Below are 24519 nucleotides of genomic sequence, written 5' to 3' on the forward strand. Positions count from 1 at the left end.
CCTCCGTAGGAGCGGACCTTATCCGCGAATTCCCTTGCGGCGGAATCCGTCAAGGCAGACCAGTTCCTGAATACTGCGCCAGTTGTAGGATGGGTAGGGCGAAGCGAAACCCATGCTGTCGGTGCACGGATCGATGGGTTTCGCGTTGCTCTACCCATCCTACGACCAGCCGCGTCACCTCTGCGCCCGCACCCGCCCCACTCGACACCACCGCCCCGCTCAGGGATAAAGGCTGCACTTCGCCGTTAGGAGTGAGCCATGCGTTTCCCCTCAATGACCGCCCTCCGCGTGCTGGATGCCGTCGCCCGCCTGGGCAGCCTGTCTGGCGCGGCCAGCGAGCTGAGCCTGACCCGCAGCGCCGTCAGCCACCAGTTGCACAGCCTGGAAGACTGCCTGGGCATTCCCCTCACCGAGCGGGTCGGCCGTGGCATCGCGCTCACCTACCACGGCGAATGCTTCGCCCGTGAAACCCAGCGCGCCCTGGCGATCCTCAACGAGGCGCGGCGCTTCGCCAATGCCGAGGAAATCTCCGGTCGCCTGTGCGTGAGCTGCACACCGGGCTTCGCCACCTACTGGCTGTGCCACCAGATAGGCAAGTTCCAGCGCGCCCATCCGCAGGTGGAGCTGAACCTGGTCTCGCCACGGATTCCCGACGATGTCTCCAACCGCGACGTCGACCTGTTCATTGCCTACGGCGTGGGCGACTGGACGGACCTGCACGTCGACCTGATCGCCACCCTCGACACCTTCCCGGTGTGCAGCCCATCGCTGCTCAACTCCATCGGCGGCCTGGACTCGCCGGAAGACCTCGCCAACCTGCCCTTCCTGCACATGGTCGATCACTCCGACTGGCTGCTGTGGACGGCCGCCGCCGGGGTGAAGAACCTCAACGTGCGCAATGGCATCGTCTTCTCCGACGCGCACCTGGTGCAGTCGGCGGCCATCGCCGGGCAGGGCGTGGCGATGGGCGATGCGCTGGTCAGCGGCGATGCCATGGCCAAAGGGCAACTGGTGCGGCTGTTCAACGTCGCCATCGAACCGCCCAACCGCTACTACTTCGTCACCGACCCGGCCAAGTCCGAACGCCCGGACGTACGGGCCTTCAAGGCCTGGATGAAGGCGGAACTGCGGATGTCCGAGCAGTTCCGCCAGGGCGGCCGCAACGTGATGATTGGTGAATGATTTCGAACAATGAGGGCAAAAAAACGCGATTGAAGCGGAGAGAGATTTGACAATACTGCATTAAAAAAAGGCCGCTGATTTTTACCCAGATCCTCACCCGGCGACCTCTCGAACAAGAACAAGAAATCGAGGTAAGTGCAGTGGAGCGACAGCCCCAACTTCGTGCCATCGGCATCGGCAAGAGCTACGGCAGTTTCAACGCGCTGGACGCAGTGTCCATCGACATCCAGCAAGGCGAGTTCCTTACCCTCCTCGGCCCGTCCGGCTCGGGCAAGACCACCTTCCTGATGATCCTCGCCGGCTTCCAGGACCCGTCCCGCGGCAAGCTGGAAGAAGGCGGCGTCGACATCACCCGGCGCCCCGCCGAAAAGCGCAACTTCGGCATGGTGTTCCAGGGCTACGCCCTGTTCCCGCACATGACCATCGAGGACAACGTCGCCTTCCCGCTGAAGATTCGCGGCGTGAAGACCGAGGAGCGCAACCGCCGCGTGCGCCGCATGCTCGAAGTGGTCGGCCTGGGCGAGCATCTGGGCAAGCGCCCCGGCGAGCTCTCCGGCGGCCAGCAGCAACGCGTGGCCATTGCCCGCGCCCTTGTGTTCGAGCCGGACATGCTGCTCCTCGACGAACCCCTCTCGGCGCTGGACAAGAACCTGCGCGAGCAGCTGCAGGCGGAACTGCAGCGCATCCACCGCCAGGTTGGCACCACCTTCGTCTTCGTCACCCACGACCAGAACGAAGCCCTCGCCCTGTCCACCCGCATTGCCATCTTCAACCGTGGCCAACTGGCCCAGGTCGATGACCCGCAGACCATCTACAACCAGCCGAACAACCGCTTCGTCGCCGAGTTCCTCGGCAAGATGAACCTGTTCCCACTGACCCAGGTGGGCCGTGCCGGTGAGCTGGCCTGCGGGCGCTACGGCGAAGCCGAGCTGCGCGCCGAATACTCGCCCGCCATGCAGGCCGCCGCCCCGCTGCTGGCGGTGCGTCCGGAGCACATGCAATTGCACAGCGTGCCGCCGACCACCGCTGGCCACAACGTGGTGCAGGCCGTGCTCACCGCCAAGACCTACCAGGGCGCCAGCACCGAGCTGGGCCTGGCCACCGCCGCCGAGGGCGCTCTGCCCATGAGCCTGGCGGTGCACGCCGACCACCAGGCCTCGCGCCTGGAGCACGGCGCCAAGGTCTGGCTGAGCTGGCCCATCGAGAAAAGTTTGCTGCTGGCCTGAGCCACCGAACGCGTTCGTTTCCTTTTCGTCATCCCTTCCGACCGGGAGCTGCACTCATGTTCAATCCGCATCAGCAAGACTGCATCGAAGTCCTCATCGAAAAGACCCGCCGCGGGCAGATCGACCGCCGCACCTTCCTCAAGGGCATGGGCCTGATGGCGGCCCTGCCGCTGGCCCTGCGCAGTGGCGTCAGCTTCGCCACCGGCGACAAGCCGCTGGTGGTGGTGAACTGGGGCGGTGACGCGATAAAGGCATTCGGCAAGGCCTGGACCGAAGGCTTCTCCAAGGCCACCGGCATCCCGACCAAGATCGACGGCAGCGGCCCCACCGAAGGTGCCATCCGCACCCAGCTGTCCAGCGGCCGGGTGAGCTGGGACGTGGTCGACGCGGAAAGTTCGGTCCTGCAGATCCTCGGCAAGGAAGGCCTGGTGCAGCCCATCGACTACAACGTGGTCTCCAAGGACAAGGTGCTGCCGGGCTTCGCCTACGAATACGGCATCGCCGACTACATGCTCAGCTACGTGATCGCCTACGACAGCCAGCGCTTCGGCGACAAGGCGCCCAAGACCTGGGCGGACTTCTGGGACGTGAAGACCTTCCCCGGCAAGCGCACCCTCTACAAGTGGATGAACGGCATGCTGGAGGCCGCGCTGCTGGCCGACGGCGTCACCCCGGACAAGCTCTACCCGCTGGACGTGCCGCGCGCGCTGAAGAAGATCGAGGAGCTCAAGCCCCACGTGCTGTCGTTCTGGGGCTCGGGCGCGGAGACCCAGCAACTGCTGATGGAAGGCGAAGTGTCCATGGGCGCCATCTGGAACACCCGTGCCCAGGTGATCTCCGAGGACAGCGAAAACCGCATCAAGTGGACCTTCGACAATGCCCTGCTGGGCTGCAGCAACTGGGGCGTGCTCAAGGGCAACCCGGCGGGCACCGAGGCGGCCATGAAGTTCATCGCCTACGCCCAGGACCCGCAGTCCCAGGTCGAGCTGTTCAAGATGTTCGGCAACGGCCCAGCCAACCCCGCCGCCGCCACGCTGATCCCCGAGGATCGCCGCCACCTGAACTGCACCGACCCGGCGAACCTGCCCAAGCAGGTGATGCTCAGCCACGAGTGGTACACCGACCACTACGGGGCGACCCTGGAGCAGTACCTGACGCATATCTCCAAGTAACGCGGAGTGCCGGACCATGGCCGATAACGCCCCCTCGCGGCTGAAGCTGGGCGCGCTGCTGCTGCCACTGCCGGTCGTTCTGATCCTGTTCTACGTACTGCCCTTCCTCGGCGTACTCGGCTGGAGCTTCACCCTGCCGGAGCCGGGGATCGAGCAGTACCAGCGGATCATGACGGACCCGGCGATCCACGACGTGCTCTGGCGGACCTTCCGCCTTTGCACCACGGTCAGCGTGGTCTCCCTGGTGATCGCCTACCTGATGGCCTACTGCTGGGTGTACAGCCCGCCGTTCTGGCAGCGCGTGGTGGAAATCTGCGTGTTCATCCCGTTCTGGCTGTCAGTGCTGGTACGCGCCTTCGGCTGGCTGATCGCCCTGCGCAGCAACGGCCTGCTCAACGGCTGGCTGCAGAACCTGGGCATCATCAGCGAACCGTTGCAGCTCACGCGCAACGAGCTGGGGGTGGTGATCGGCATGGTCCACTTCATGGTGCCCTTCGCCCTGTTCCCGCTGGTCTCCACCATGCGCCGCCTTGACCCGCGCGTGCTGCTGGCCGCGCGCGGTCTGGGCGCCGGGCAACTGCGCACCTTCTGGAGCATCTTCGTGCCGCAGACCATCCCCGGCATCCTCGGCGCCTTCATCATCGTCTTTGTGTTCTGCCTGGGCTTCTTCATCACCCCGGCAATCCTCGGCGGCGGGCAGACGGTGATGGTGGCCGAGTACGTCTACCTGCAGATGTTCCAGACCAGTAACTGGGGCCTGGGCGCGGCGCTCTCGGTGGTGCTGCTGATGCTGGTGAGCGGGATGATCTGGGCGCTGCTGCGCATGACCCGCGTCGACAAGCTGGTGGGATAGCAGGTGTTTTCTAGGCTCCCGCATTCGCGGGAGTGACGCCCTTTTTCGTCATCCCCGCGAACGCGGGGACCCAGAAAAGAATTTAGGAATCGAACGATGAACTCACACGAAACCAAGGCGCCTAGCCGCTTGCTGGCGACCATGGCGATGATCTTCATGGTCTTCCCGCTGCTGGCGGTGATCCCGGTGTCCTTCACCAGCAAGCGTTTCCTGTCGATGCCCAATGGCAACTGGTCGCTGCGCCACTACCAGGCGCTGGTGGACAGCCCGGAATGGCTCTCGGCGATCAGCCAGAGCCTGATCGTCGCCACCGCCACCTGCGTCATTGCGACGGCGTTGGCGGTGAGCTTCAGCCTCGGCATCTGGTACCTGCGCTCGCGCCTGGCGACCCTGCTGATCGGCCTGGTGCTGTTGCCCATGGCGATCCCGCCGATGATTTCGGCGATGGTCCTGTACTTCATGGAGACCAAGGTCAGCCAGTTCGCCCCCGGCCTGGGCTACGACACCCTGTTCGGCCTGACCATCGCGCACATCGTGATGGTGGTGCCCTACGGCGTGGTGACCATGCTGGTCGCATTGAGCCAGCTGGACCGACGCATTGAACTGGCCGCGCGCAACCTCGGCGCAAGCCTGGGCCAGACCACCTTCATGGTGGTGCTGCCGAACCTCAAGCTGGGTGTGGCCAGTACCGCGCTGCTGTGCTTCGCGCTGAGCTGGGAAGAGATCGCGGTGACCCTGTTCGTCACCAGCACCGAGGTGAACACCCTGCCCCGGCAGATCTGGTCCGGCCTGCGCGACAACATCGACCCGGCGGTGGCGGCCATCTCGGTGGTGCTGATCGGGCTGACCTTCGTCGCGCTGATCGGGAGGATGGTTGCCCAGAAGCTTGCGGCGCGGCCCGCAGGAAGCTGAGGTACATCCCTGTAGGAGCGAGCTTGCTCTCGAACCAGCTTCCCGGCAGCTCTTACGCTGGGCGGTTCGCGAGCAAGCTCGCTCCTACGAAAAGCCTCTCGTCAGGCAGATCACTCCGCCTTCTTGCGAATCCAGCCTCGTAGGATGGGTGGAGCGCAGCGATACCCATGCTGTCTGCGCACTGAATCGATGGGTATCGCTACGCTCCACGCCATCCTACACAGCGCTCATGCCACGAAATGGGTGCAGAACGCCCACACCCCGGCAGATCAATCCGCCTTCTTGCGAATCCAGTACAGGTAGGTCCCCGCCTCTTCCTGCTGCTCCACCAGTTCATGCCCGAGGAACACGCAGAACTTGGGGATGTCGCGGCGGGTGGAAGGGTCGGTGGCGATTACCTTGAGCAGGCCGCCGGCCGGCAGGTCGCGCACCTTGTTGTGCAGCATCATGACCGGCTCGGGACAGTTCAGGCCGGTGGCGTCGAGAATCGCGTCGACAGGCTGGGACATCGGGTAACTCCAGAAAAACGAATGAGGCATTGTCGCGCAAAGGACACCGATCGGTCACCCCGCGTCCGTCCGAGTCACCGAACCTTGGTTGGGCGGCAGGCGCTGCGGGCGCCGGGCATGCTGGCGCATTCGCCCGATCCGTCCACGCTCTTCAAGGAGCCTCGATGCGCGCCTTCCTCTGCCTGTGCCTCGTGCTGCTCGCCGGCTGCGCCGCCCGCGACCAGGTTCCCGACTTCAGCGCCAGCGCCGGCAAGGACCTGCCGGCCACCTGGTTCGAGGCGGTCATCATCGCCCGCGACGGCACGAAACTCTCCGCCACGGTCTTCCAGCCGGCACTCAAGGCCGGAGAAACCGCCCCGTTGATCGTCCACACCCACGGCTGGGGTGGCTGGAGGGTGACCGGGCCGGAAGGTTTCTACGGCAAGACCATGATGTCCGGACGCGCCGCGCTCAAGGCGTGGAAGGCCGGTTACTGGGTGGTCAGCTACGACCAGCGCGGCTGGGGCGGCAGCGACGGGCGCATCGAAATGATGAACCCGCAGTTCGAAGTGCAGGACGCCAGCGCGGTGATCGACTGGGCCGCCGCACACCTGCCCCGCATACTGATGGACGGGCCGAATGACCCGCGCGTCGGCATGCTCGGCGAAAGCTACGGCGGCGCCGTGCAATTGCTGGCCTCGGCGGAAGACCCGCGCATCGACGCCATCGTCCCCATCGCCACCTGGTATGACCTGGCCGATGCCCTGGCGCCGGATGGCCAACTGAAGATCGGCTGGGGCGGCGTGCTGGTCAGCCTGGGACTGGCCACCGGCTATGACCTGGGCAAGTTCGTCCAGTCCGACTATCTGCACACCGCCGGCGGGCGCATGGCCGGGCCGGTACAGGCTGAACTGCACGACCACAGCCTGTCGCGCTACTGCTCCGAGGGCCGCCGGCCCCACGCCGACGCGCTGCTGATCCAGGGCATGCGCGACACCCTGTTCCCGCTCGACCAGGGCCTGCAGATCCGCCAGTGCCTCAAGCAGGGCCCGGCCGACGTGCGCCTGCTGGGCATGCAGGGCGGGCATATCCTGCCCCCGCCGCTGCAGGCCTGGAGTGGGCTGCCGCCCTTCAACAACGAGCCGGTGATCCACTGCGGTCCGCGCGCCATCAACCTCTACCAGGGCATCGTCGCCTGGTATGAAGAGAAGCTGCGCGGCCGAGCCGGCGCCGCCGACAGCGTGCCGGACCTGTGCATCAGCCTGGACCTCGACCAGGGTGTGGCGCTGAACGAACTGCCGCCCCCCGGCCCGACCGTGGCGCTACCGGCAACGGCGATCCGCCCGGCGGTGAGCGGCTTGGTGCAACCTTCCAGGTTCGTCCCATTGCAGCAAGTAAGCGAGCACAGCGCCCTGCTCGGCAGCGCGGAAATCCGTCTGGCGCAGCCGCTGTCCCCACAGCCCGACGCCCAGGTGTTCGTCGCGATGGCGATTCGCAGTGCTGACGGCCACACCCGTCGGCTGGATGAGCAGGTGAAACCACTGGCGAACCAGGGCACTACGCGGTTGAACGCGGTCAGCGCGAGCCTGGCGCCGGGGGACGAGATCGGACTGCTGGTGAGCGGCTTCAGCGGCCAGTACCTGTTCAACAGTTCCTGGCGGATTTCGCCGGTGGAATTGCAGGGCGAGGTGCAATTGCCGAGCCTGGTGCCGCTACAACCTCGCGTAGCCGAAAACCGGTGATCGACCTGTAGGAGCGGGCCATGCCCGCGATCGCGCCCATGGGGCGCTCCTACAAGGGGTTTCGGAGTTCGCCGGGACGATCCGCGATCTGGCCGGAAGGACGGTCCATCAGCGCAACGGCCCGCCCGGTTCCTCGTCCAGCTGTGCCAGCAGCATCGGCTCGCCCTCCCCGTCGGCCGGCAGCAATGCCCACTGCTCCTTCGTACCCAGCCGCCGATAGCTCTGCTTCACCTGGCCACCCAATGGCAACGGCGCCTTGAAGTGCGCATCCAGCCGCACGTTCTCGGCAAGACGGCGGCCGGTCAGGCTGCGCGCCAGACCCCACATGCCATGGGCGAAGGGTTTGCCGAAGCCGTAGTGGGAAGCCATCAACCGCGACAGGTGCAGCGGATTGAAGTCACCGCTCAGGCCCGCATAGCGCCAGCCGACGATCTTCGGCACGCGCCATTGCACACCGGCATGGATCGGCGCTTCCAGGGTATGCCACTGGGCCCGTTCCGGCAGCGGATCGGGCTCGGCACCGGGTTCGAGGAAATCGCCACGGCGCAGGTAGGTGGTGATCGACTGCCAATAGAGCATGTCGTGGTGCCAGGCCTCGGTGAGCACGTCCACCTCCAGGCCCAGCGCGCTGCGCCGGCTGGTCAGGATGCGGCAGTCGAACTGCAGCGGTTCGTGCTCGTCGAGCATGCGGTAGCGCTGGATATGACTGCGCAAGTGGATGAGCCCGAGCACCGACAGCGGCATGCGCGAGCGGCTGAGCAGGCGCAGGTGCAACGGCAGGCTGATCACCTGCGGATACAGCAGCGGTACGCCCAGCGACGGATCGAGGCCGAAGTGCTGGCGGTACGCGCGCAGGTGGCGCAGGTCGAAATGCAGGGTTCGGCTATCCATCGCCAGGTAGGGCACGCGCTCGCCCTGGCCGAGGCCTCGGCGCGGCAGCAGCATGCGACTGTAACTGCCCAGCAGGGAGGGCAACTTTCGCTTCACGAAGGTCTCCGGAAGATCTCGCGCCGCACAGCATGGGCCAATGCGGCGCGCCGCGACAAGTCACCGAAGGTCGGGTGGCGCAGCGTGGCAGTTCCGCGTCGTCAGCACTCGCCCCTATCCAGGCGACGCGGCAAGGATCGCGCCGATGCGGTCCTGCTCCGGCAGCGCGGTGAAGCCCGTCCCGCGCGCCCCCTGGTGCGGAACGATCAGAGCGAAAATACGCAGCTGGCGCATGGGTCGCTCGGCGTCGTCGGCCTCCTGACAGACGAACTCGGCATAGGCGGTAGACGGCCTGGCCCGTGCGTAACCGGGGACTTCAAGGCGCGCGGCGCGCTCGGACAGCTCGGCGCAGACCTCGTTCTCGATTCCCGGACGGCGATGCAGTAACAGAGTGTTCATCGCGGTGTCTCTTCGGCCGCGCACTGTAGAGGTTGCCTGCGACGGTTACATTCAGATTCGCAGGAGTTCTCCGACCATGGCCGTCATTTGGCAGGAACCCTCATACCGGGCTACCGGTCCAGAACAGATGGCAAGACCCTGCACAGCGGTCTAGCTTGAGTGTTCTGGTGCACCGCCGCCAACGGGCGCCGGTGATGACCGCGCATGGCGGAGATCGATACCAATCGCGTTTTTTCTGCGATGGATCAGGGTGCTTTACCCACCCTTCGCCACGTATCGGCAGCACGTTGCCGATCCAAGTCTGAGGAGAATGTCATGCCTGCCGTGGATAGCCTGAAGAGCCTGCGCACCCTGGAAGTCGCCGGCAAGACCTATCACTACTACAGCCTGCCCGAAGCGGCGAAGAGCCTGGGGGACCTGGGCAAGCTGCCGATGTCGCTGAAGGTCCTGCTGGAGAACCTGCTGCGCTGGGAGGACGACAACACCGTCACCGGCGATGACCTCAAGGCCCTGGCCGGCTGGCTGAAGACCCGCAGCTCCGACCGCGAGATCCAGTACCGCCCCGCCCGCGTGCTGATGCAGGACTTCACCGGCGTGCCGGCGGTAGTCGACCTCGCCGCCATGCGCGATGCCATGGCCAAGGCCGGCGGCGACCCGCAGAAGATCAACCCGCTGTCCCCCGTCGACCTGGTCATCGACCACTCGGTGATGGTCGACAAGTTCGCCAGCCAGGCCGCCTTCGCCCAGAACGTCGAGATCGAGATGGAGCGCAACGGCGAACGCTACGCCTTCCTGCGCTGGGGCCAGAATGCCTTCGACAACTTCCGCGTGGTGCCGCCGGGCACCGGTATCTGCCACCAGGTGAACCTGGAGTACCTGGGGCGCACCGTCTGGACCAAGGATGAAGACGGCCGCACCTACGCCTTCCCCGACACCCTGGTCGGCACCGACTCCCACACCACCATGATCAACGGCCTCGGCGTGCTCGGCTGGGGCGTCGGCGGTATCGAGGCTGAGGCAGCCATGCTCGGCCAGCCGGTATCGATGCTGATCCCCGAAGTCGTCGGCTTCAAGCTGACCGGCAAGCTGAAGGAAGGCATCACCGCCACCGACCTGGTACTGACGGTCACCCAGATGCTGCGCAAGAAAGGCGTGGTCGGAAAATTCGTCGAATTCTACGGCGACGGCCTGGCCGACCTGCCCCTGGCGGACCGCGCCACCATCGCCAACATGGCTCCGGAATACGGCGCCACCTGCGGCTTCTTCCCGGTGGACCAGATCACCCTGGGCTACCTGCGCCTGTCCGGCCGGCCGGATGAAGTCGTCAAGCTGGTGGAGGCCTACTCCAAGGCCCAGGGCCTGTGGCGCGAGAAGGGCCACGAGCCGGTGTTCACCGACTCGCTGCAACTGGACATGGGCGAGGTCGAGGCCAGCCTGGCCGGGCCGAAGCGCCCGCAGGACCGCGTCGCCCTCGGCCACGTCAGCCAGGCCTTCGACGACTTCCTCGGCCTGCAGATCAAGCCCTCCTCCACCGAGGAAGGCCGCCTGCTCAGCGAGGGTGGCGGTGGCGCCGCGGTGGGGGCCTCGACGCCATCCGGCGAAATCGAGTACCAACAGGACGGCGACACCCACCGGCTGAAGAACGGCGCCGTGGTGATCGCCGCCATCACCTCCTGCACCAACACCTCCAACCCCAGCGTGATGATGGCCGCCGGCCTGCTGGCGAAGAAGGCGCTGGAGAAGGGCCTGCAGCGCAAGCCCTGGGTGAAGAGCTCCCTGGCACCCGGCTCCAAGGTGGTCACCGACTACTTCCGCGCCGCCGGCCTGACTCGCTACCTGGACGAGCTGGGCTTCGACCTGGTCGGCTACGGCTGCACCACCTGCATCGGCAACTCCGGCCCGCTTCTCGATCCGATCGAAAAGGCCATCCAGCAGGCCGACCTGACCGTCGCCTCGGTGCTCTCCGGCAACCGCAACTTCGAAGGTCGCGTGCACCCGCTGGTGAAGACCAACTGGCTGGCCTCACCGCCGCTGGTGGTGGCCTATGCCCTGGCCGGCACGGTACGCACCGACCTGACGAAGGACCCACTGGGCACCGGCAAGGACGGCAAGCCGGTCTACCTGAAGGACATCTGGCCGACCCAGCAGGAAATCGCCGCGGCGATCCAGAAGGTCGACACGGCGATGTTCCACAAGGAGTACGCCGAAGTCTTCCAGGGCGATGAGAAATGGCGTGCGATCCAGGTGCCGGACGCCAAGACCTACACCTGGCAGGACGACTCCACCTACATCCAACACCCGCCCTTCTTCGAGCATATCGCCGAGGCGCCGCCGAAGGTCGAGGACGTCCAGAAAGCCCGCATCCTCGCGGTACTGGGCGATTCGGTGACCACCGACCACATCTCCCCAGCCGGCAACATCAAGAAGGACAGTCCTGCCGGGCGCTACCTCAGCGAGCACGGCGTGGCCTACGCCGACTTCAACTCCTACGGCTCACGGCGTGGGAACCATGAGGTAATGATGCGCGGCACCTTCGCCAACATCCGTATCAAGAACGAGATGCTTGGCGGTGAGGAAGGCGGCAACACGCTCTACGTACCCACCGGCGACAAGCTGGCGATCTATGACGCCGCCATGCGCTACCAGCAGGACGGCACGCCGCTGGTGATCGTGGCCGGCAAGGAATACGGCACGGGCTCGTCCCGCGACTGGGCGGCCAAGGGCACCAACCTTTTGGGCGTGAAAGCGGTGATCGCCGAGAGCTTCGAGCGCATCCACCGTTCCAACCTGGTGGGCATGGGCGTGCTGCCGCTGCAGTTCAAGGACGGCAAGGACCGCAAGGCCCTGAAGCTCACCGGCAAGGAAGTGCTGAGCATCAGCGGGCTGTCCGGGGAACTGAAGCCGCACATGAATCTCAAGGTCGGCGTAACTCGCGAGGATGGCAGCCAGGACAGCTTCGAGGTGCTCTGCCGCATCGATACCCAGAACGAGGTCGAATACTTCAAGGCCGGCGGCATTCTCCACTACGTGCTGCGCAGCCTGATCTGAACCCCTCGGGGGTGGCCCGCAACGGGCCGCCCCACGACTTTCGCAGGATTCCGTGACTGATAGCACCCGGCTATCATCCAGTGCAGCTCTGACATTTTTCTGAAACAACCATCAACTTGCTGATCCGGCGGCCGATATCCCGACCAAGCGATTTGCTTCTGCTGTGGAATGCCCCTCACATGCGCAACAACCAGCCGATCACCCAGCGTGAACGCACCTTCCCCGCCGACCAGCGGCTGATCTCCACCACCGACGCCCGCGGCGTGATCACCTACGTCAACGACGCCTTCACCGCCATCAGCGGCTTCTCCCGCGAGGAACTGCTGCGTGCACCGCACAACCTGGTGCGCCACCCGGATGTGCCACCAGCGGTGTTCGCGCACATGTGGACCACCCTGAAGAAGGGCCGGCCATGGATGGGCATCGTCAAGAACCGCTGCAAGAATGGCGATCACTACTGGGTCAGCGCCTACGTGACGCCGATCTTCGAACGCAACGAGATCATCGGCTTCGAATCGGTGCGGGTGAAGCCCACCGCCGAGCAGGTACGCCGTGCCGAGGCGCTGTATGCGCGGATCAATGCCGGCAAGACGGCGATCCCGAGCCGCGACCGCTGGCTGCCGGTGCTGCTGGATTGGCTGCCCTTCATCCTGATCGGCCAGGTCGCCTTTCTCGTTGGCGCCTGGCTCGATTCCCACTGGGGTTTCCTGCTCGCCGCGCTGCTCTCGATCCCGCTGGGCCTCGCCGGCCTGAGTTGGCAGCAACGCGGCCTCAAGCGTCTGCTGCAGCTGGCCGAACAGACCACCTCCGACCCGCTGATCGCGCAGATGTATACCGACAGCCGAGGCGCACAGGCGCGCCTGGAAATGTCCATCCTCAGCCAGGAAGCGCGCCTGAAGACCTGCCTGACCCGCCTGCAGGACACCGCCGAATACCTGACCGAGCAGGCCCGCCAGGCCGACACCCTGGCGCACCACAGCTCCGCCGGATTGGATCGCCAGCGCCAGGAGACCGAACAGGTGGCCACGGCGGTCAACCAGATGGCCGCCACCACCCAGGAAGTGGCCGACAATGTGCAGCGCACCGCCGACGCCACCCGCCAGGCCAACGACCTGACCAGCCAGGGCCGCCTGATCGCCGCGGAGACCCGCGAGGCCATGCAGCGCCTCTCAAGCTCCGTGGGTGAAACCGGCGAAGCGGTCAGCCAGCTCGCTCGCGACAGCAACGAGATCGGCGGCGTGGTGGATGTGATCAAGGGCATCGCCGACCAGACCAACCTGCTGGCGCTCAATGCCGCCATCGAGGCCGCCCGCGCCGGTGAAATGGGACGGGGCTTCGCCGTGGTGGCCGACGAGGTCCGCTCGCTGGCCCAGCGCACCGCCGAGTCCACCGAACAGATCCACCAGCTGATCGCCAACCTGCAGCACACCGCCACCGAGGCCGTGCGCGCCATGGAGGCCGGCCGTCGCCAGGCCGACGAAGGCGTGGAGCGCGTGCTGCGTGCCGACAATGCCCTGGTGGGCATCAGCGATGCGGTGGCCAACATCACCGATATGACCACCCAGATCGCCGCCGCGGCGGAAGAACAGAGCGCGGTGGCCGAAGAGATCAACCGCAACATCAGCACCATCGCTGACCTGGCCGACCAGACCTCCGGCGAAGCCCAGCGCACCGCGCAGCTCAGCGAAGAACTGACCCAGACCGCACACCGCCAGTATTCGCTGGTGGAGCGGTTCAACCGCTAGGTTCGCCCGCTCCTGGCGTCTCCCCAACCCTCTCCCGGAAGGGAGAGGGGTCGCAATGGGCTATTGGCAAAACACGGCCGCGACCTGGAAAGCCATTAACCAGGCCGAGGACATGGCGCCCCTAGCCCATCACGCGCCGAACAACCCCCTCTCCCTTCCGGCAGAGGGCTGAGGCGCGGGAGCGGATTGATCCGCTCCCGCACAGCCCGCCGAGTGAGCGAACGCGTCCTTACTTGAAGTCCCACTGCATCTGCGCCGGGATGCTCACTTCCTGCGAGGAATGCACGCAAACATCCACATAGTCGGTGAAGCGCGGCGGCGGGGCGATGCCTTCGTCCAGCAGGCGCTGGTTGTCGAACAGGTAGTTGAGGTCGGCAAAGCCGCTGTACAGGCGCAAGGCACGCAGCACCAGGCGCGGGTTGGCCTTGCCGATGCGGCTTTCGAAACTGCCCGCCAGCTCGCGCAGGTCCTCGGCGCTGACCTTGCGGTAGCGCTCACCCACCGGTTCCTCGCCACGGGCGAGTGCGTAGGCGCGGTCGATCTCGCCGAAGGTGCAGGAGGAGCCGTGGCCGGCGGAGATGTGGTAGAGGCTGTGACTCAAGGTCGGCTTGAGCGCCAGGGCGACCAGCGCCTCGGCGCAGTAGTCCACCGGGATCACGTCGATCTGTTCGTCCAAGCCGCAGGTGAAGCTTTCCAGGGCGAAGCCCATGCGGAACACCCAGAAGATGCTGCCCGAGGCGCGGCAGCCCAGCTCACTATGGCCGACCACGATGGACGGCCGCGCCACCACCAGCGGCAACTGCGGCAGTTCTTCGCGCATCCGGCGCTCGATCTCGGCCTTGGAGGCGGTGTAGTCCACCAGTTGCTCCTCGCTGTCCGGGAACTCCCAGGACTCGCTGACCGGCGACTCGCGTTGCGGCCCGCAGCACATGGCGGTGCCGACGTGCAGGAAGCGCTTGAGGTTGCGCGACTGGCTGAGCAGGCGGGCGAAGGCGAAGGTGCCCTCGACGTTGACCGGCCAGATGCTCGGGTTCTTCGAGAACGACGCCACGGCGGCGCAGTTGATCACGTGCTCCACGCGCATCAGGCGGGCGCGCTCGCCTTTCAGCCAGGTCGTGTCGAGGAGGTCGCCGCAGAGGATCTGGCTGTCTTGCAGGGCGGCCAGCGAAGCCTCGGAAACGCAGTGCAGGCGAAGGTTGTCGCGTAGCCGCTCCAGCCCCTGTGCGGGCGAGTCGGCACGAACCAGGAACAGCAGCGCCGGGGTATGTCCTTCGGCGATCAGTTGAGCGGCAACTGCGCCGCCGAGGAAACCGGTGGCGCCGGTCAGCAGCAGGCTGTGCGCGGCGCCGGGGGCGAATCGGGGAGTTGGGGTGGCAATGCGATCAGCGTATTGGGGGTTCATGGCAGCCTTCGGCCTGTCCTCTGGAAGCGGGGCGCCGGCTCCTGGGAGCCGACGCCGGCGAGGATAGGTTGGCCTGCATTAAGGAGCGATTAGCGCAATAGGAAAGCTTCGATCCTTGCAGCGGCACTTTCCAGATGCTGCTCGTGGGTCAGTCCGGAGGCCTTGAGCGGCTTGAGGTCGTGGTCGCCGGCGGCCAGCCAGTGCAGCTGGATGGCCGGTGACAAGTCATAACCCTCGACCGTGGGCCGGTCGCCCAGCGCATCGCGCTCGCCCTGGATGATCAGGGTCGGCGTCTTCAGCTCGGCGAGATGTGCCACGCGAGGCTTCTCCGGCTTGCCGGCGGCGTAGAAGGGGTAGCCGAGGCAGACCAGCGCATCGGCGCCCAGCTCATCCGCCAGCAGGCTGGCCATGCGCCCGCCCATGGACTTGCCGCCAATCGCCAGCTTGCCGGGCACTTCGGCACGCACCTGCGCATACACCGCGCGCCAGCACTCCAGCAGCTGCTTCTGAGGATTGGGCGGACGCCGCCGTCCGTCTTCCCGGCGCATCGCCATGTAGGGGAATTCGAAGCGCAGCACGGCGATGCCGCGCTCCGCCAGGCGCGCGGCGATGTCGTCCATGAAGGGACTGTCCATCGGCGCACCCGCGCCATGGGCGAGGACCAGCGTAGCCGACAGCTCGCCCTGTGCCGGGTTCCGTAGCAGCGACAAAGCACCGCAGGCCAGAGCTTTCCGGGTTTCTGACGGCAATTGACCGGAATCAATATTCCTCGAGGGGCCTTTATCCATCCTTCACTCCGCTAATTCCTAATTAGTACCTATCCCAAGGGGGAGGGGCGGCATCTGCCGTAAAAAACCTGCCGGGATGGGCATAGCCCATAACCGTGGATGGAAGCCCATAAATGAGCACAACCAATCAGACCGCTTATAACTATAAGGTGGTCCGCCAGTTCGCCATTATGACAGTGGTCTGGGGGATCGTCGGCATGGCCGTCGGTGTCCTGATCGCCGCGCAACTGGTGTGGCCAGAACTCAACTTCGGCCTGCCGTGGACCAGTTTCGGACGCCTGCGTCCGCTGCACACCAACGCCGTGATCTTCGCCTTCGGCGGCTGCGCACTGTTCGCCACCAGCTATTACGCTGTGCAGCGCACCTGCCAGACCCGCCTGTTCTCCGACACCCTCGCTTCCTTCACCTTCTGGGGTTGGCAGCTGGTGATCCTGCTGGCCGCCATTACCTTGCCGCTGGGCTACACCTCCTCCAAGGAGTACGCCGAACTGGAATGGCCGATCGACATCCTGATCACCATCGTCTGGGTCAGCTACGCGATCGTATTCTTCGGCACCCTGATCAAGCGCAAGACCAAACACATCTACGTGGGCAACTGGTTCTTCGGCGGCTTCATCCTGACCGTGGCGCTGCTGCACGTGGTCAATAACCTGGAGATCCCGGTCAGCCTGACCAAGTCCTACTCGCTGTACTCCGGCGCGACCGACGCGATGATCCAGTGGTGGTACGGCCACAACGCCGTGGGCTTCTTCCTCACCGCCGGCTTCCTCGGCATGATGTACTACTTCGTGCCCAAGCAGGCCGAACGTCCGGTCTACTCCTATCGCCTGTCCATCGTGCACTTCTGGGCGCTGATCGCCGTATACATCTGGGCCGGCCCGCACCACCTGCACTACACCGCGCTGCCGGACTGGGCACAATCCCTGGGCATGGTGATGTCGCTGATCCTACTGGCTCCGAGCTGGGGCGGCATGATCAACGGCATGATGACCCTCTCCGGTGCCTGGCATAAGCTGCGCACCGACCCGATCCTGCGCTTCCTGGTGGTCTCCCTGGCCTTCTACGGCATGTCCACCTTCGAAGGCCCGATGATGGCCATCAAGACCGTCAACGCCCTCTCCCACTACACCGACTGGACCATCGGCCACGTACACGCCGGCGCTCTGGGCTGGGTCGCCATGGTGTCCATCGGCTCCCTGTACCACATGATCCCGAAGGTCTTCGGTCGCGAGCAGATGCACAGCGTGGGCCTGATCAACACCCACTTCTGGCTGGCCACCATCGGCACCGTTCTGTACATCGCCTCCATGTGGGTCAACGGCATCACCCAGGGCCTGATGTGGCGCGCGGTCAACGCCGACGGCACCCTCACCTACTCCTTCGTCGAAGCCCTGGCCGCCGGCCATCCCGGCTTCATCGTGCGGATGATCGGTGGTGCGGTGTTCCTGATGGGCATGCTGGTCATGGCCTACAACACCTGGCGCACCGTAGCGGCCGCCAAGCCGGCTGAAATGCACGCCGCGGCGCAGATGGCCTGAGGAGACCGACATGAAACACGAAGTACTCGAGAAGAACGTCGGCCTGCTGGCGCTGTGCATGGCGGTTGCCGTGAGCATCGGTGGCCTGACCCAGATCGTTCCGCTGTTCTTCCAGGACGTGACCAACACCCCGGTAGAGGGCATGAAGCCTTATACCGCCCTGCAACTGGAAGGCCGTGACGTCTACATCGCCAACGGCTGCGTGGGCTGCCACTCGCAGATGATCCGTCCGTTCCGCGCCGAGACCGAGCGCTACGGCCACTACTCCGTCGCCGGCGAAAGCGTCTGGGACCACCCGTTCCTGTGGGGCTCCAAGCGTACCGGCCCGGACCTGGCTCGCGTCGGCGGCCGCTACTCCGACGACTGGCACCGCGCGCACCTGTACAACCCGCGCAACGTGGTGCCGGAGTCGAAGATGCCCGCCTACCCCTGGCTGGTCGAGAACAAGCTCGATGGCAAGGACACGGCGAAGAAACTGCAAGTGATGCGCACCATGGGCGTGCCCTACACGGACGAAGACATCGCCGGCGCCAGCGACGCCGTCAAAGGGAAGACCGAAATGGACGCGCTGGTCGCGTACCTGCAGGTTCTCGGCACCTCCATCAAGAACAAGCGGTGACGACATTGGATATCGGGACCATTCGTGGCCTGGGCACCGTCATCGTGATGGTCGCCTTCGTCGGCGTTCTGCTCTGGGCATACAGCGGCAAGCGCAAGCAGCGTTTCGACGAGGACGCGCTGCTGCCTTTCGCGGATGACCCGGTCGCCAAGCGGCACGCTGAGCAAGAGCAAGCTTCTAGGAGCAACAACGCATGACTACCTTCTGGAGTCTGTACGTCACCGTTCTAACCGTCGGTTCGCTGATCGCCCTGCTGTGGCTGGTCTTCGCCACCCGCAGCGGCCAGAACGCGAACACCACCGACCAGACCATGGGCCACGCCTTCGACGGCATCGAGGAGTACGACAACCCGCTGCCGAAATGGTGGTTCCTGCTGTTCGTCGGCACCATCGTCTTCGCCGCTGGCTACCTGGTGCTCTACCCGGGCCTGGGCAACTGGAAAGGCGTCCTGCCGGGCTATGACGGCGGCTGGACCCAAGACAAGCAATGGGAGCGCGAAGAGGCCCTGGCCAAGGAGAAGTACGGCCCGATCTTCGCCAAATACGCCGCGATGCCCGTAGAAGAAGTCGCCAAGGACCCGCAAGCCCTGAAAATGGGCGAGCGCCTGTTCGCCACCTACTGCTCCATCTGCCACGGCTCCGACGCCAAGGGCGCGGTCGGCTTCCCGAACCTGACCGACCAAGACTGGCGCTGGGGCGGCGACGCCCAGAGCATCGAGACCACCATCCTCGGCGGCCGCCACGCGGCCATGCCGGCCTGGGGTGACGTGCTGGGCGACAAGGGCGTGCAGGACGTGGCCGCCTTCGTCACGGCCAAACTGGACGGCCGCAAGCTGCCCGATGGCGTGACCGAAGAGCAGGTCGACAACGGCGGCAAGGTATTCGCCACCAACTGCGTCGCCTGCCACGGTCCGGAAGGCAAGGGCAATCCGCTGATGGGCGCGCCGAACCTGACCCACCCGGGCGCCTTCATCTACGGTTCCAGCTACGCGCAACTGCAGCAGACCATCCGTCACGGCCGCCAGGGCCAGATGCCGGCGCAGGAGCAGTACCTGGGCAAGGACAAGGTGCACATCCTCGCCGCTTACATCTACAACATCTCCGGCCAGGCGAAGTAATTACCCTCCCCTCACTCGCGCCCATCACCGGGCGCGAGTTCCCCCGCATCTCGCGACGAAGTGTCGCACCCTCCTACTCCCCATTCTTCACACCCTCAAAGTTCGCGTCTAAGCTGGTTTCCATTCGCAAACCTGCAATATGACTACCCTGACCTGATTCAAGGATTGATCGGGGCGACTCGGGATAACCGGCGAACAGCGGCCGAAAGCGCTCTGAAGCAGGCATCGAACCAGCCCTGGCCCTAGGCTCGGCGCGTTGCATTGCCTATCTGCTTTCTCCATACTTGCCGCCGTTTTTTTGTCCATAAATACTCAAAAACCGTGGAACCTTAGAATGAGCACAGCAATCAGTCCGACTGCTTATAACTATAAGGTCATCCGCCAGTTCGCCATCATGACGGTGGTCTGGGGGATACTTGGGATGGGGCTCGGTGTTTACATCGCATCACAGTTGGTTTGGCCCCAACTGAACCTGGACCTTCCCTGGACCAGTTTCGGGCGTCTGCGTCCGCTGCACACCAACTTGGTGATCTTCGCCTTCGGCGGCTGTGCTCTGTTCGCCACCTCCTACTACGTCGTACAGCGCACCTGTCAGACCCGTCTGATCTCCGACACCCTCGCCGCCTTCACCTTCTGGGGCTGGCAAGCGGTGATCGTGGCCGCCGGCATCACCCTGCCGCTGGGCTACACCACCACCAAGGAATACGCCGAGCTGGAATGGCCGATCGCGATTCTCCTGGCCGTGGTCTGGGTCACTTACGGCGTGGTGTTCTTCGGCACCATCGTCAAGCGCAAGACCAAGCACATCTACGTCGGCAACTGGTTCTACGGCGCCTTCATCGTGGTCACCGCGATGCTGCACATCGTCAACCACATGTCGATCCCGGTCAGCCTGTTCAAGTCCTACTCGCTGTACTCCGGCGCCACCGACGCGATGATCCAGTGGTGGTACGGCCACAACGCCGTGGGCTTCTTCCTGACCACCGGCTTCCTCGGCATGATGTACTACTTCGTTCCGAAGCAGGCCGAGCGTCCGATCTACTCCTATCGCCTGTCCATCGTGCACTTCTGGGCGCTGATCACCCTGTACATCTGGGCCGGCCCGCACCACCTGCACTACACCGCACTGCCGGACTGGGCCCAGTCCCTGGGCATGGCGATGTCCCTGATCCTGCTGGCTCCGAGCTGGGGCGGCATGATCAACGGCATGATGACCCTCTCCGGCGCCTGGCATAAGCTGCGCACCGACCCGATCCTGCGCTTCCTGGTGGTTTCCCTGGCCTTCTACGGCATGTCCACCTTCGAAGGCCCGATGATGGCCATCAAGACCGTCAACTCGCTGTCGCACTACACCGACTGGACCATCGGCCACGTACACGCCGGCGCTCTGGGTTGGGTAGCGATGATCTCCATCGGCTCCCTGTACCACCTGATTCCGAAGGTCTTCGGCCGTCAGCAGATGCACAGCGTTGGCCTGATCAACGCCCACTTCTGGCTGGCCACCATCGGTACCGTGCTGTACATCGCCTCCATGTGGGTCAACGGCATCACCCAGGGCCTGATGTGGCGCGCGGTCAACGCCGACGGCACCCTCACCTACTCCTTCGTGGAAGCCCTGCAGGCCAGCCACCCGGGCTTCATGGTCCGTGCGCTGGGCGGCGCCTTCTTCGCCTCCGGCATGCTGCTGATGGCCTACAACACCTTCCGTACCGTACGCGGTTTCAAGCTGGCTGACGCCGATGCCGCCGCTCAGATTCCCGCTGTAGGAGCCCACTGATGAAGCACGAAGCAGTCGAGAAGAACATCGGCCTGCTGGCCTTCTTCATGGTCATCGCCGTGAGCATCGGTGGTCTGACCCAGATCGTCCCGCTGTTCTTCCAGGACGTGACCAACAAGCCGGTGGAAGGCATGAAGCCGCGCACCGCGCTGCAGCTCGAAGGCCGTGACGTCTACATCGCCAACGGCTGTGTGGGCTGCCACTCGCAGATGATCCGTCCGTTCCGCGCCGAGACCGAGCGCTACGGCCACTACTCCGTCGCCGGCGAAAGCGTCTGGGACCACCCGTTCCTGTGGGGTTCCAAGCGTACCGGCCCGGACCTGGCCCGCGTTGGCGGCCGCTACTCCGACGACTGGCACCGCGCGCACCTGTACAACCCGCGCAACGTAGTGCCTGAGTCGAAGATGCCCTCCTACCCCTGGCTGGTCGAGAACAAGCTCGACGGCAAGGACACGGCGAAGAAGATGGAAGTGATGCGCTCGATGGGCGTGCCTTACACCGACGAAGACATCGCCGGCGCCCGTGACGCCGTTAAAGGCAAAACCGAGATGGATGCGCTCGTGGCTTACCTGCAAAGCCTCGGGACCATCATCAAAAGCAAACGGTGAGTGCAATGGATATCGGGACGATTCGCGGCCTGGGTACTGTCGTGGTGATGATTGGCTTCATCGGCGTTCTCCTGTTCGCCTACAACGGCAAGCGCAAGCAGCGCTTCGACGAGGACGCCCTGCTGCCCTTCGTGGACGACCCGGTAGCCATGAAGCACGTCGAGCAAGAACAAGCTTCTAGGAGCAACAAAGAATGACTACCTTCTGGAGTCTGTACGTCACCGTACTTACCCTGGGCACCATCTTCGCCCTGGCGTGGCTGCTGTTCGCTACCCGTCGCGGCCAGCGCAGCGAAGCCACCGACGAAACCGTCGGCCACTCCTTCGACGGGATCGAGGAATACGACAACCCGCTGCCGAAGTGGTGGTTCATGCTGTTCGTGGCCACCTTCGTCTTCGCGCTCGCCTACCTCGCCCTCTACCCGGGCCTGGGCAACTGGAAAGGCCTGCTGCCGGGCTATCAGGACAAGGCCGAGTTCGCCAATGGTGAGGCCGGCTGGACCGGCGTGCACCAGTGGGAGAAGGAGATGGCCAAGGCCGACGAGAAGTACGGCCCGCTGTACGCCAAGTTCGGCGCCATGCCGATCGAGGAAGTCGCCAAGGACCCGCAAGCCCTGAAAATGGGTAACCGCCTGTTCGCTTCCAACTGCTCGGTCTGCCACGGCTCCGACGCCAAGGGCGCCCACGGTTTCCCGAACCTGACCGACGAAGACTGGCGGTGGGGCGGCGAGCCGAAGGACATCGTTGCCACCATCGAAGGCGGTCGCCACGCGGCCATGCCGGCCTGGGGCGAAGTCATCGGCGATGCCGGCGTTCACGACGTAGCCGCTTTCGTCACCACCAAGCTGGACGGCCGCAAACTGCCCGAAGGCGTGACTGACGAGCAGGTCGCCAACGGTCAGAAGATCTTCCAGACCAACTGCGTGGCTTGCCACGGTCCGGAAGGCAAAGGCACCCCCGCCATGGGCGCGCCTAACCTGACCCACCCGGTTGCCTTCATCTACGGCTCGAGCTTCGCCCAGCTGCAGCAGACCATCCGCTACGGCCGCCAGGGCCAGATGCCGGCTCAGCTGGAGCGTCTGGGCAAAGACCAGGTTCACCTGCTCGCTGCGTACGTATACAGCCTGTCCCACGGCGAAGGTCAGAAGAGCGCCGAATAAGCCTCCCCTGCCCTACTCCATAGCAACACCCAGCGGCGCCGGTTTCCATACCGGCGCCGCTCTATTTCTGGGTCCATAATTTCTTACGCGACCAACTGTCGCACGGTTGCGACACCCACCACGCCGTATCATTGTCAGGCGTGCAAGCCTATTTCTGACCCTGCTCGGCATGTATCGACAGGGCGCCCTCCCGCTGCCGTGGAATGCACTGATGAGCAAACAGATTCCCGTCCATGACATCACTCCGCCCACCAAGGGCAAGGGTGATAGCGTCGACCTTTATGCCTCTCGGGAAAAAATCTATACCCGAGCCTTCACCGGATTCTTTCGAAATCTCCGAATGGCCGGAGGCGCCTTCCTCTTCCTCCTCTACTTCGGCACCGTATGGCTGACCTGGAACGGTCGCCAGGCAGTGCTCTGGGACCTGCCCGAGCGCAAGTTCTACATCTTCGGCGCGACCTTCTGGCCACAGGACTTCATCCTCCTCTCGGGCCTGCTGATCATCAGTGCCTTCGGGCTGTTCTTCATCACCGTATTCGCCGGCCGCGTCTGGTGCGGCTACACCTGCCCGCAGAGCGTGTGGACATGGATCTTCATGTGGTGCGAAAAGGTCACCGAGGGTGACCGCAACCAGCGCATGAAGCTCGACAAGGCCGCCATGAGCGGCAACAAACTCCTGCGCAAAGTGGCCAAGCACAGCCTGTGGCTGCTGATCGGCCTGGTCACCGGCCTGACCTTCGTCGGCTACTTCGCCTCGATGCGTGAACTGCTGCCGGACCTGGTGACCGGCCAGGCCGACGGCTGGGCCTACTTCTGGGTCGGCTTCTTCACCCTCGCCACCTACGGCAACGCCGGCTGGCTGCGCGAGCAGGTGTGCATCTACATGTGCCCGTATGCGCGCTTCCAGAGCGTGATGTTCGACAAGGACACCCTGATCGTCTCCTACGACCCGCGTCGCGGCGAGACGCGCGGCCCGCGCAAGAAGACCGTGGACTACAAGGCCCAGGGCCTGGGTGACTGCATCGACTGCACCATGTGCGTGCAGGTCTGCCCCACCGGCATCGACATCCGCGACGGCCTGCAGATCGAGTGCATTGGCTGCGCCGCGTGCATCGACGCCTGCGACAGCATCATGGACAAGATGAACTACCCGCGCGGGCTGATCAGCTACACCACCGAGCACAACCTGTCCGGACAGACAACCCACCTGGTGCGCCCGCGCCTGATTGGCTACGCCATCGCCCTGTGCGTGATGATCGGCCTGCTGATCACCGCCGTGGTCATACGCCCGCTGGTGGGCTTCGATGTCAGCAAGGACCGCGTGCTCTACCGCGAAAACGCCGAAGGGCGGATCGAGAACGTGTACAGCCTGAAGATCATGAACAAGGATCAGCAGGACCACACCTACGTGCTCGGCGCCAAGGGCCTGGACGGCCTGATCCTGGAAGGCAAGAAGGAAATCTCGGTGGCTGCCGGCGATATCGTCAGCATGCCGGTGGAGCTCTCCATGGATCCGGAGAAACTCCCCTCCACCACCAACGAGGTGAGCTTCACCATCCAGTCGGTGGACACCCCGTCCATCCACAAGGAATCCTCCAGCCGCTTCATCGGCCCGCGAGTTCATTGAACTGCAGCTGAACCAATTGGCACCCCATGTTGCGCATGGGGTGCCAGTGCCGCCCGAAGCACGTAGAATCCGCCCGCCCCTGCAACGGTCAGACCGCGCCCGTGCGGGCCATTCCAGCGAGAGAAAAGAG

The 24519-nt window shown here is 64.8% G+C and carries 21 protein-coding genes and 1 pseudogene; 17 read left to right on the forward strand and 5 right to left on the reverse strand.

All coding sequences use genetic code 11. The features are described from left to right. The first annotated feature begins 258 nt into the window (after positions 1 to 258). The 5 genes from GA645_RS18065 to GA645_RS18085 all read left to right on the forward strand — a co-directional run bounded on the left by GA645_RS18065 (position 259) and on the right by GA645_RS18085 (position 5345). Positions 259 to 1182: a LysR substrate-binding domain-containing protein gene (locus GA645_RS18065; RefSeq protein ID WP_152224362.1), complete on the forward strand. Its 924-nt coding sequence runs from the start codon at positions 259 to 261 to the stop codon at positions 1180 to 1182. A 140-nt stretch (positions 1183 to 1322) separates the two neighbouring features. Then, positions 1323 to 2408, forward strand: coding sequence for an ABC transporter ATP-binding protein (locus GA645_RS18070; RefSeq protein WP_152224363.1), 1086 nt, complete (start codon positions 1323 to 1325; stop codon positions 2406 to 2408). Positions 2409 to 2464: 56 nt separating this feature from the next. Continuing rightward, a complete protein-coding gene (locus GA645_RS18075; protein ID WP_152224364.1) occupies positions 2465 to 3580 on the forward strand; it encodes an ABC transporter substrate-binding protein in 1116 nt (371 codons plus the stop codon). Between the two features lie 16 nt (positions 3581 to 3596). Further along, positions 3597 to 4433, forward strand: a complete 837-nt coding sequence (locus tag GA645_RS18080; RefSeq protein ID WP_152224365.1) for an ABC transporter permease — start codon at positions 3597 to 3599, stop codon at positions 4431 to 4433. A gap of 96 nt (positions 4434 to 4529) precedes the next feature. Further along, the gene (locus GA645_RS18085; protein ID WP_152224366.1) at positions 4530 to 5345 is read left to right on the forward strand and encodes an ABC transporter permease; all 816 of its coding nucleotides are present in this window, start codon (positions 4530 to 4532) and stop codon (positions 5343 to 5345) included. Between the two features lie 269 nt (positions 5346 to 5614). Here the strand turns inward: GA645_RS18085 and tusA are convergent, their stop codons facing one another. Continuing rightward, positions 5615 to 5854, reverse strand: coding sequence for a sulfurtransferase TusA (gene tusA, locus GA645_RS18090; protein WP_043251558.1), 240 nt, complete (start codon positions 5852 to 5854; stop codon positions 5615 to 5617). A 164-nt stretch (positions 5855 to 6018) separates the two neighbouring features. Here tusA and GA645_RS18095 point away from each other — a divergent pair, with 164 nt between their 5' ends. Then, complete coding sequence (locus GA645_RS18095) at positions 6019 to 7575, forward strand: alpha/beta hydrolase (RefSeq protein ID WP_152224367.1); 1557 nt, start codon at positions 6019 to 6021, stop codon at positions 7573 to 7575. Positions 7576 to 7683: 108 nt separating this feature from the next. Here GA645_RS18095 and GA645_RS18100 read toward each other — a convergent pair whose 3' ends face one another. Both GA645_RS18100 and GA645_RS18105 read right to left on the reverse strand, forming a co-directional pair. After that, positions 7684 to 8562: a MaoC family dehydratase gene (locus GA645_RS18100; RefSeq protein ID WP_152224368.1), complete on the reverse strand. Its 879-nt coding sequence runs from the start codon at positions 8560 to 8562 to the stop codon at positions 7684 to 7686. Between the two features lie 129 nt (positions 8563 to 8691). Continuing rightward, a pseudogene (locus GA645_RS18105) lies at positions 8692 to 8961 on the reverse strand (23S rRNA (cytidine(2498)-2'-O)-methyltransferase RlmM); the annotation flags it as partial. A 315-nt stretch (positions 8962 to 9276) separates the two neighbouring features. Between GA645_RS18105 and acnA the strand changes: the two are divergent. Then, a complete protein-coding gene (acnA, locus tag GA645_RS18110; RefSeq protein WP_152224369.1) occupies positions 9277 to 12009 on the forward strand; it encodes an aconitate hydratase AcnA in 2733 nt (910 codons plus the stop codon). Positions 12010 to 12188: 179 nt separating this feature from the next. Beyond that, the gene (locus GA645_RS18115) at positions 12189 to 13754 is read left to right on the forward strand and encodes a PAS domain-containing methyl-accepting chemotaxis protein (RefSeq protein WP_152224370.1); all 1566 of its coding nucleotides are present in this window, start codon (positions 12189 to 12191) and stop codon (positions 13752 to 13754) included. 229 nt (positions 13755 to 13983) lie between these two features. Here GA645_RS18115 and cprA read toward each other — a convergent pair whose 3' ends face one another. Further along, a complete protein-coding gene (cprA, locus tag GA645_RS18120; protein ID WP_152224371.1) occupies positions 13984 to 15156 on the reverse strand; it encodes a cationic peptide resistance protein CprA in 1173 nt (390 codons plus the stop codon). 89 nt (positions 15157 to 15245) lie between these two features. Next, the gene (locus GA645_RS18125; RefSeq protein WP_256675961.1) at positions 15246 to 15944 is read right to left on the reverse strand and encodes an alpha/beta fold hydrolase; all 699 of its coding nucleotides are present in this window, start codon (positions 15942 to 15944) and stop codon (positions 15246 to 15248) included. A 113-nt stretch (positions 15945 to 16057) separates the two neighbouring features. Between GA645_RS18125 and ccoN (GA645_RS18130) the strand changes: the two genes are divergently transcribed. The 9 genes from ccoN (GA645_RS18130) (at position 16058) to ccoG (ending at position 24389) form a co-directional block, all read left to right on the forward strand. After that, positions 16058 to 17482, forward strand: a complete 1425-nt coding sequence (ccoN, locus tag GA645_RS18130) for a cytochrome-c oxidase, cbb3-type subunit I (RefSeq protein WP_152224373.1) — start codon at positions 16058 to 16060, stop codon at positions 17480 to 17482. Between the two features lie 10 nt (positions 17483 to 17492). Then, on the forward strand, positions 17493 to 18101 hold the full coding sequence (gene ccoO / locus GA645_RS18135; protein WP_152224374.1) for a cytochrome-c oxidase, cbb3-type subunit II: 609 nt from the start codon (positions 17493 to 17495) through the stop codon (positions 18099 to 18101). 5 nt (positions 18102 to 18106) lie between these two features. Then, positions 18107 to 18298, forward strand: coding sequence for a cbb3-type cytochrome c oxidase subunit 3 (locus tag GA645_RS18140; protein WP_152228188.1), 192 nt, complete (start codon positions 18107 to 18109; stop codon positions 18296 to 18298). After that, the gene (ccoP, locus tag GA645_RS18145; protein ID WP_152224375.1) at positions 18295 to 19218 is read left to right on the forward strand and encodes a cytochrome-c oxidase, cbb3-type subunit III; all 924 of its coding nucleotides are present in this window, start codon (positions 18295 to 18297) and stop codon (positions 19216 to 19218) included. The genes GA645_RS18140 and ccoP (GA645_RS18145) overlap by 4 nt, the downstream gene beginning before the upstream one ends. Before the next feature lie 334 nt (positions 19219 to 19552). Beyond that, the gene (ccoN, locus tag GA645_RS18150; RefSeq protein WP_152224376.1) at positions 19553 to 20995 is read left to right on the forward strand and encodes a cytochrome-c oxidase, cbb3-type subunit I; all 1443 of its coding nucleotides are present in this window, start codon (positions 19553 to 19555) and stop codon (positions 20993 to 20995) included. Next, positions 20995 to 21603, forward strand: coding sequence for a cytochrome-c oxidase, cbb3-type subunit II (ccoO, locus tag GA645_RS18155; RefSeq protein WP_152224377.1), 609 nt, complete (start codon positions 20995 to 20997; stop codon positions 21601 to 21603). Before ccoN (GA645_RS18150) ends, ccoO (GA645_RS18155) begins: the two co-directional genes overlap by 1 nt. 5 nt (positions 21604 to 21608) lie before the next feature. Next, positions 21609 to 21800 (forward strand): cbb3-type cytochrome c oxidase subunit 3, encoded by a 192-nt coding sequence (locus GA645_RS18160; protein WP_152224378.1) that lies wholly within the window; start codon positions 21609 to 21611, stop codon positions 21798 to 21800. Then, positions 21797 to 22762 (forward strand): cytochrome-c oxidase, cbb3-type subunit III, encoded by a 966-nt coding sequence (gene ccoP / locus GA645_RS18165; RefSeq protein WP_152224379.1) that lies wholly within the window; start codon positions 21797 to 21799, stop codon positions 22760 to 22762. The genes GA645_RS18160 and ccoP (GA645_RS18165) overlap by 4 nt, the downstream gene beginning before the upstream one ends. Before the next feature lie 211 nt (positions 22763 to 22973). Beyond that, entirely contained in the window at positions 22974 to 24389 is a 1416-nt protein-coding gene (gene ccoG, locus GA645_RS18170) for a cytochrome c oxidase accessory protein CcoG (protein ID WP_152224380.1), read from the forward strand. The last annotated feature ends 130 nt before the right edge of the window (positions 24390 to 24519 follow it).

Source organism: Pseudomonas sp. SCB32, from assembly GCF_009189165.1.
In the GTDB taxonomy this organism is placed as follows: domain Bacteria; phylum Pseudomonadota; class Gammaproteobacteria; order Pseudomonadales; family Pseudomonadaceae; genus Pseudomonas.

Bases quoted from the DNA above. Each gene is read 5' to 3' on its own strand.
- GA645_RS18095 (WP_152224367.1), top strand. From the start codon at position 6,019: ATGCGCGCCTTCCTCTGCCTGTGCCTCGTGCTGCTCGCCGGCTGCGCC.
- GA645_RS18085 (WP_152224366.1), top strand. From the start codon at position 4,530: ATGAACTCACACGAAACCAAGGCGCCTAGCCGCTTGCTGGCGACCATG.
- GA645_RS18080 (WP_152224365.1), top strand. From the start codon at position 3,597: ATGGCCGATAACGCCCCCTCGCGGCTGAAGCTGGGCGCGCTGCTGCTG.
- acnA (WP_152224369.1), top strand. From the start codon at position 9,277: ATGCCTGCCGTGGATAGCCTGAAGAGCCTGCGCACCCTGGAAGTCGCC.
- ccoO (WP_152224377.1), top strand. From the start codon at position 20,995: ATGAAGCACGAAGCAGTCGAGAAGAACATCGGCCTGCTGGCCTTCTTC.
- GA645_RS18160 (WP_152224378.1), top strand. From the start codon at position 21,609: ATGGATATCGGGACGATTCGCGGCCTGGGTACTGTCGTGGTGATGATT.
- GA645_RS18125 (WP_256675961.1), bottom strand. From the start codon at position 15,944: ATGGATAAAGGCCCCTCGAGGAATATTGATTCCGGTCAATTGCCGTCA.
- ccoG (WP_152224380.1), top strand. From the start codon at position 22,974: ATGAGCAAACAGATTCCCGTCCATGACATCACTCCGCCCACCAAGGGC.
- cprA (WP_152224371.1), bottom strand. From the start codon at position 15,156: ATGAACCCCCAATACGCTGATCGCATTGCCACCCCAACTCCCCGATTC.
- ccoN (WP_152224376.1), top strand. From the start codon at position 19,553: ATGAGCACAGCAATCAGTCCGACTGCTTATAACTATAAGGTCATCCGC.
- GA645_RS18065 (WP_152224362.1), top strand. From the start codon at position 259: ATGCGTTTCCCCTCAATGACCGCCCTCCGCGTGCTGGATGCCGTCGCC.
- ccoN (WP_152224373.1), top strand. From the start codon at position 16,058: ATGAGCACAACCAATCAGACCGCTTATAACTATAAGGTGGTCCGCCAG.
- GA645_RS18115 (WP_152224370.1), top strand. From the start codon at position 12,189: ATGCGCAACAACCAGCCGATCACCCAGCGTGAACGCACCTTCCCCGCC.
- ccoP (WP_152224379.1), top strand. From the start codon at position 21,797: ATGACTACCTTCTGGAGTCTGTACGTCACCGTACTTACCCTGGGCACC.
- ccoO (WP_152224374.1), top strand. From the start codon at position 17,493: ATGAAACACGAAGTACTCGAGAAGAACGTCGGCCTGCTGGCGCTGTGC.
- GA645_RS18075 (WP_152224364.1), top strand. From the start codon at position 2,465: ATGTTCAATCCGCATCAGCAAGACTGCATCGAAGTCCTCATCGAAAAG.
- ccoP (WP_152224375.1), top strand. From the start codon at position 18,295: ATGACTACCTTCTGGAGTCTGTACGTCACCGTTCTAACCGTCGGTTCG.
- tusA (WP_043251558.1), bottom strand. From the start codon at position 5,854: ATGTCCCAGCCTGTCGACGCGATTCTCGACGCCACCGGCCTGAACTGT.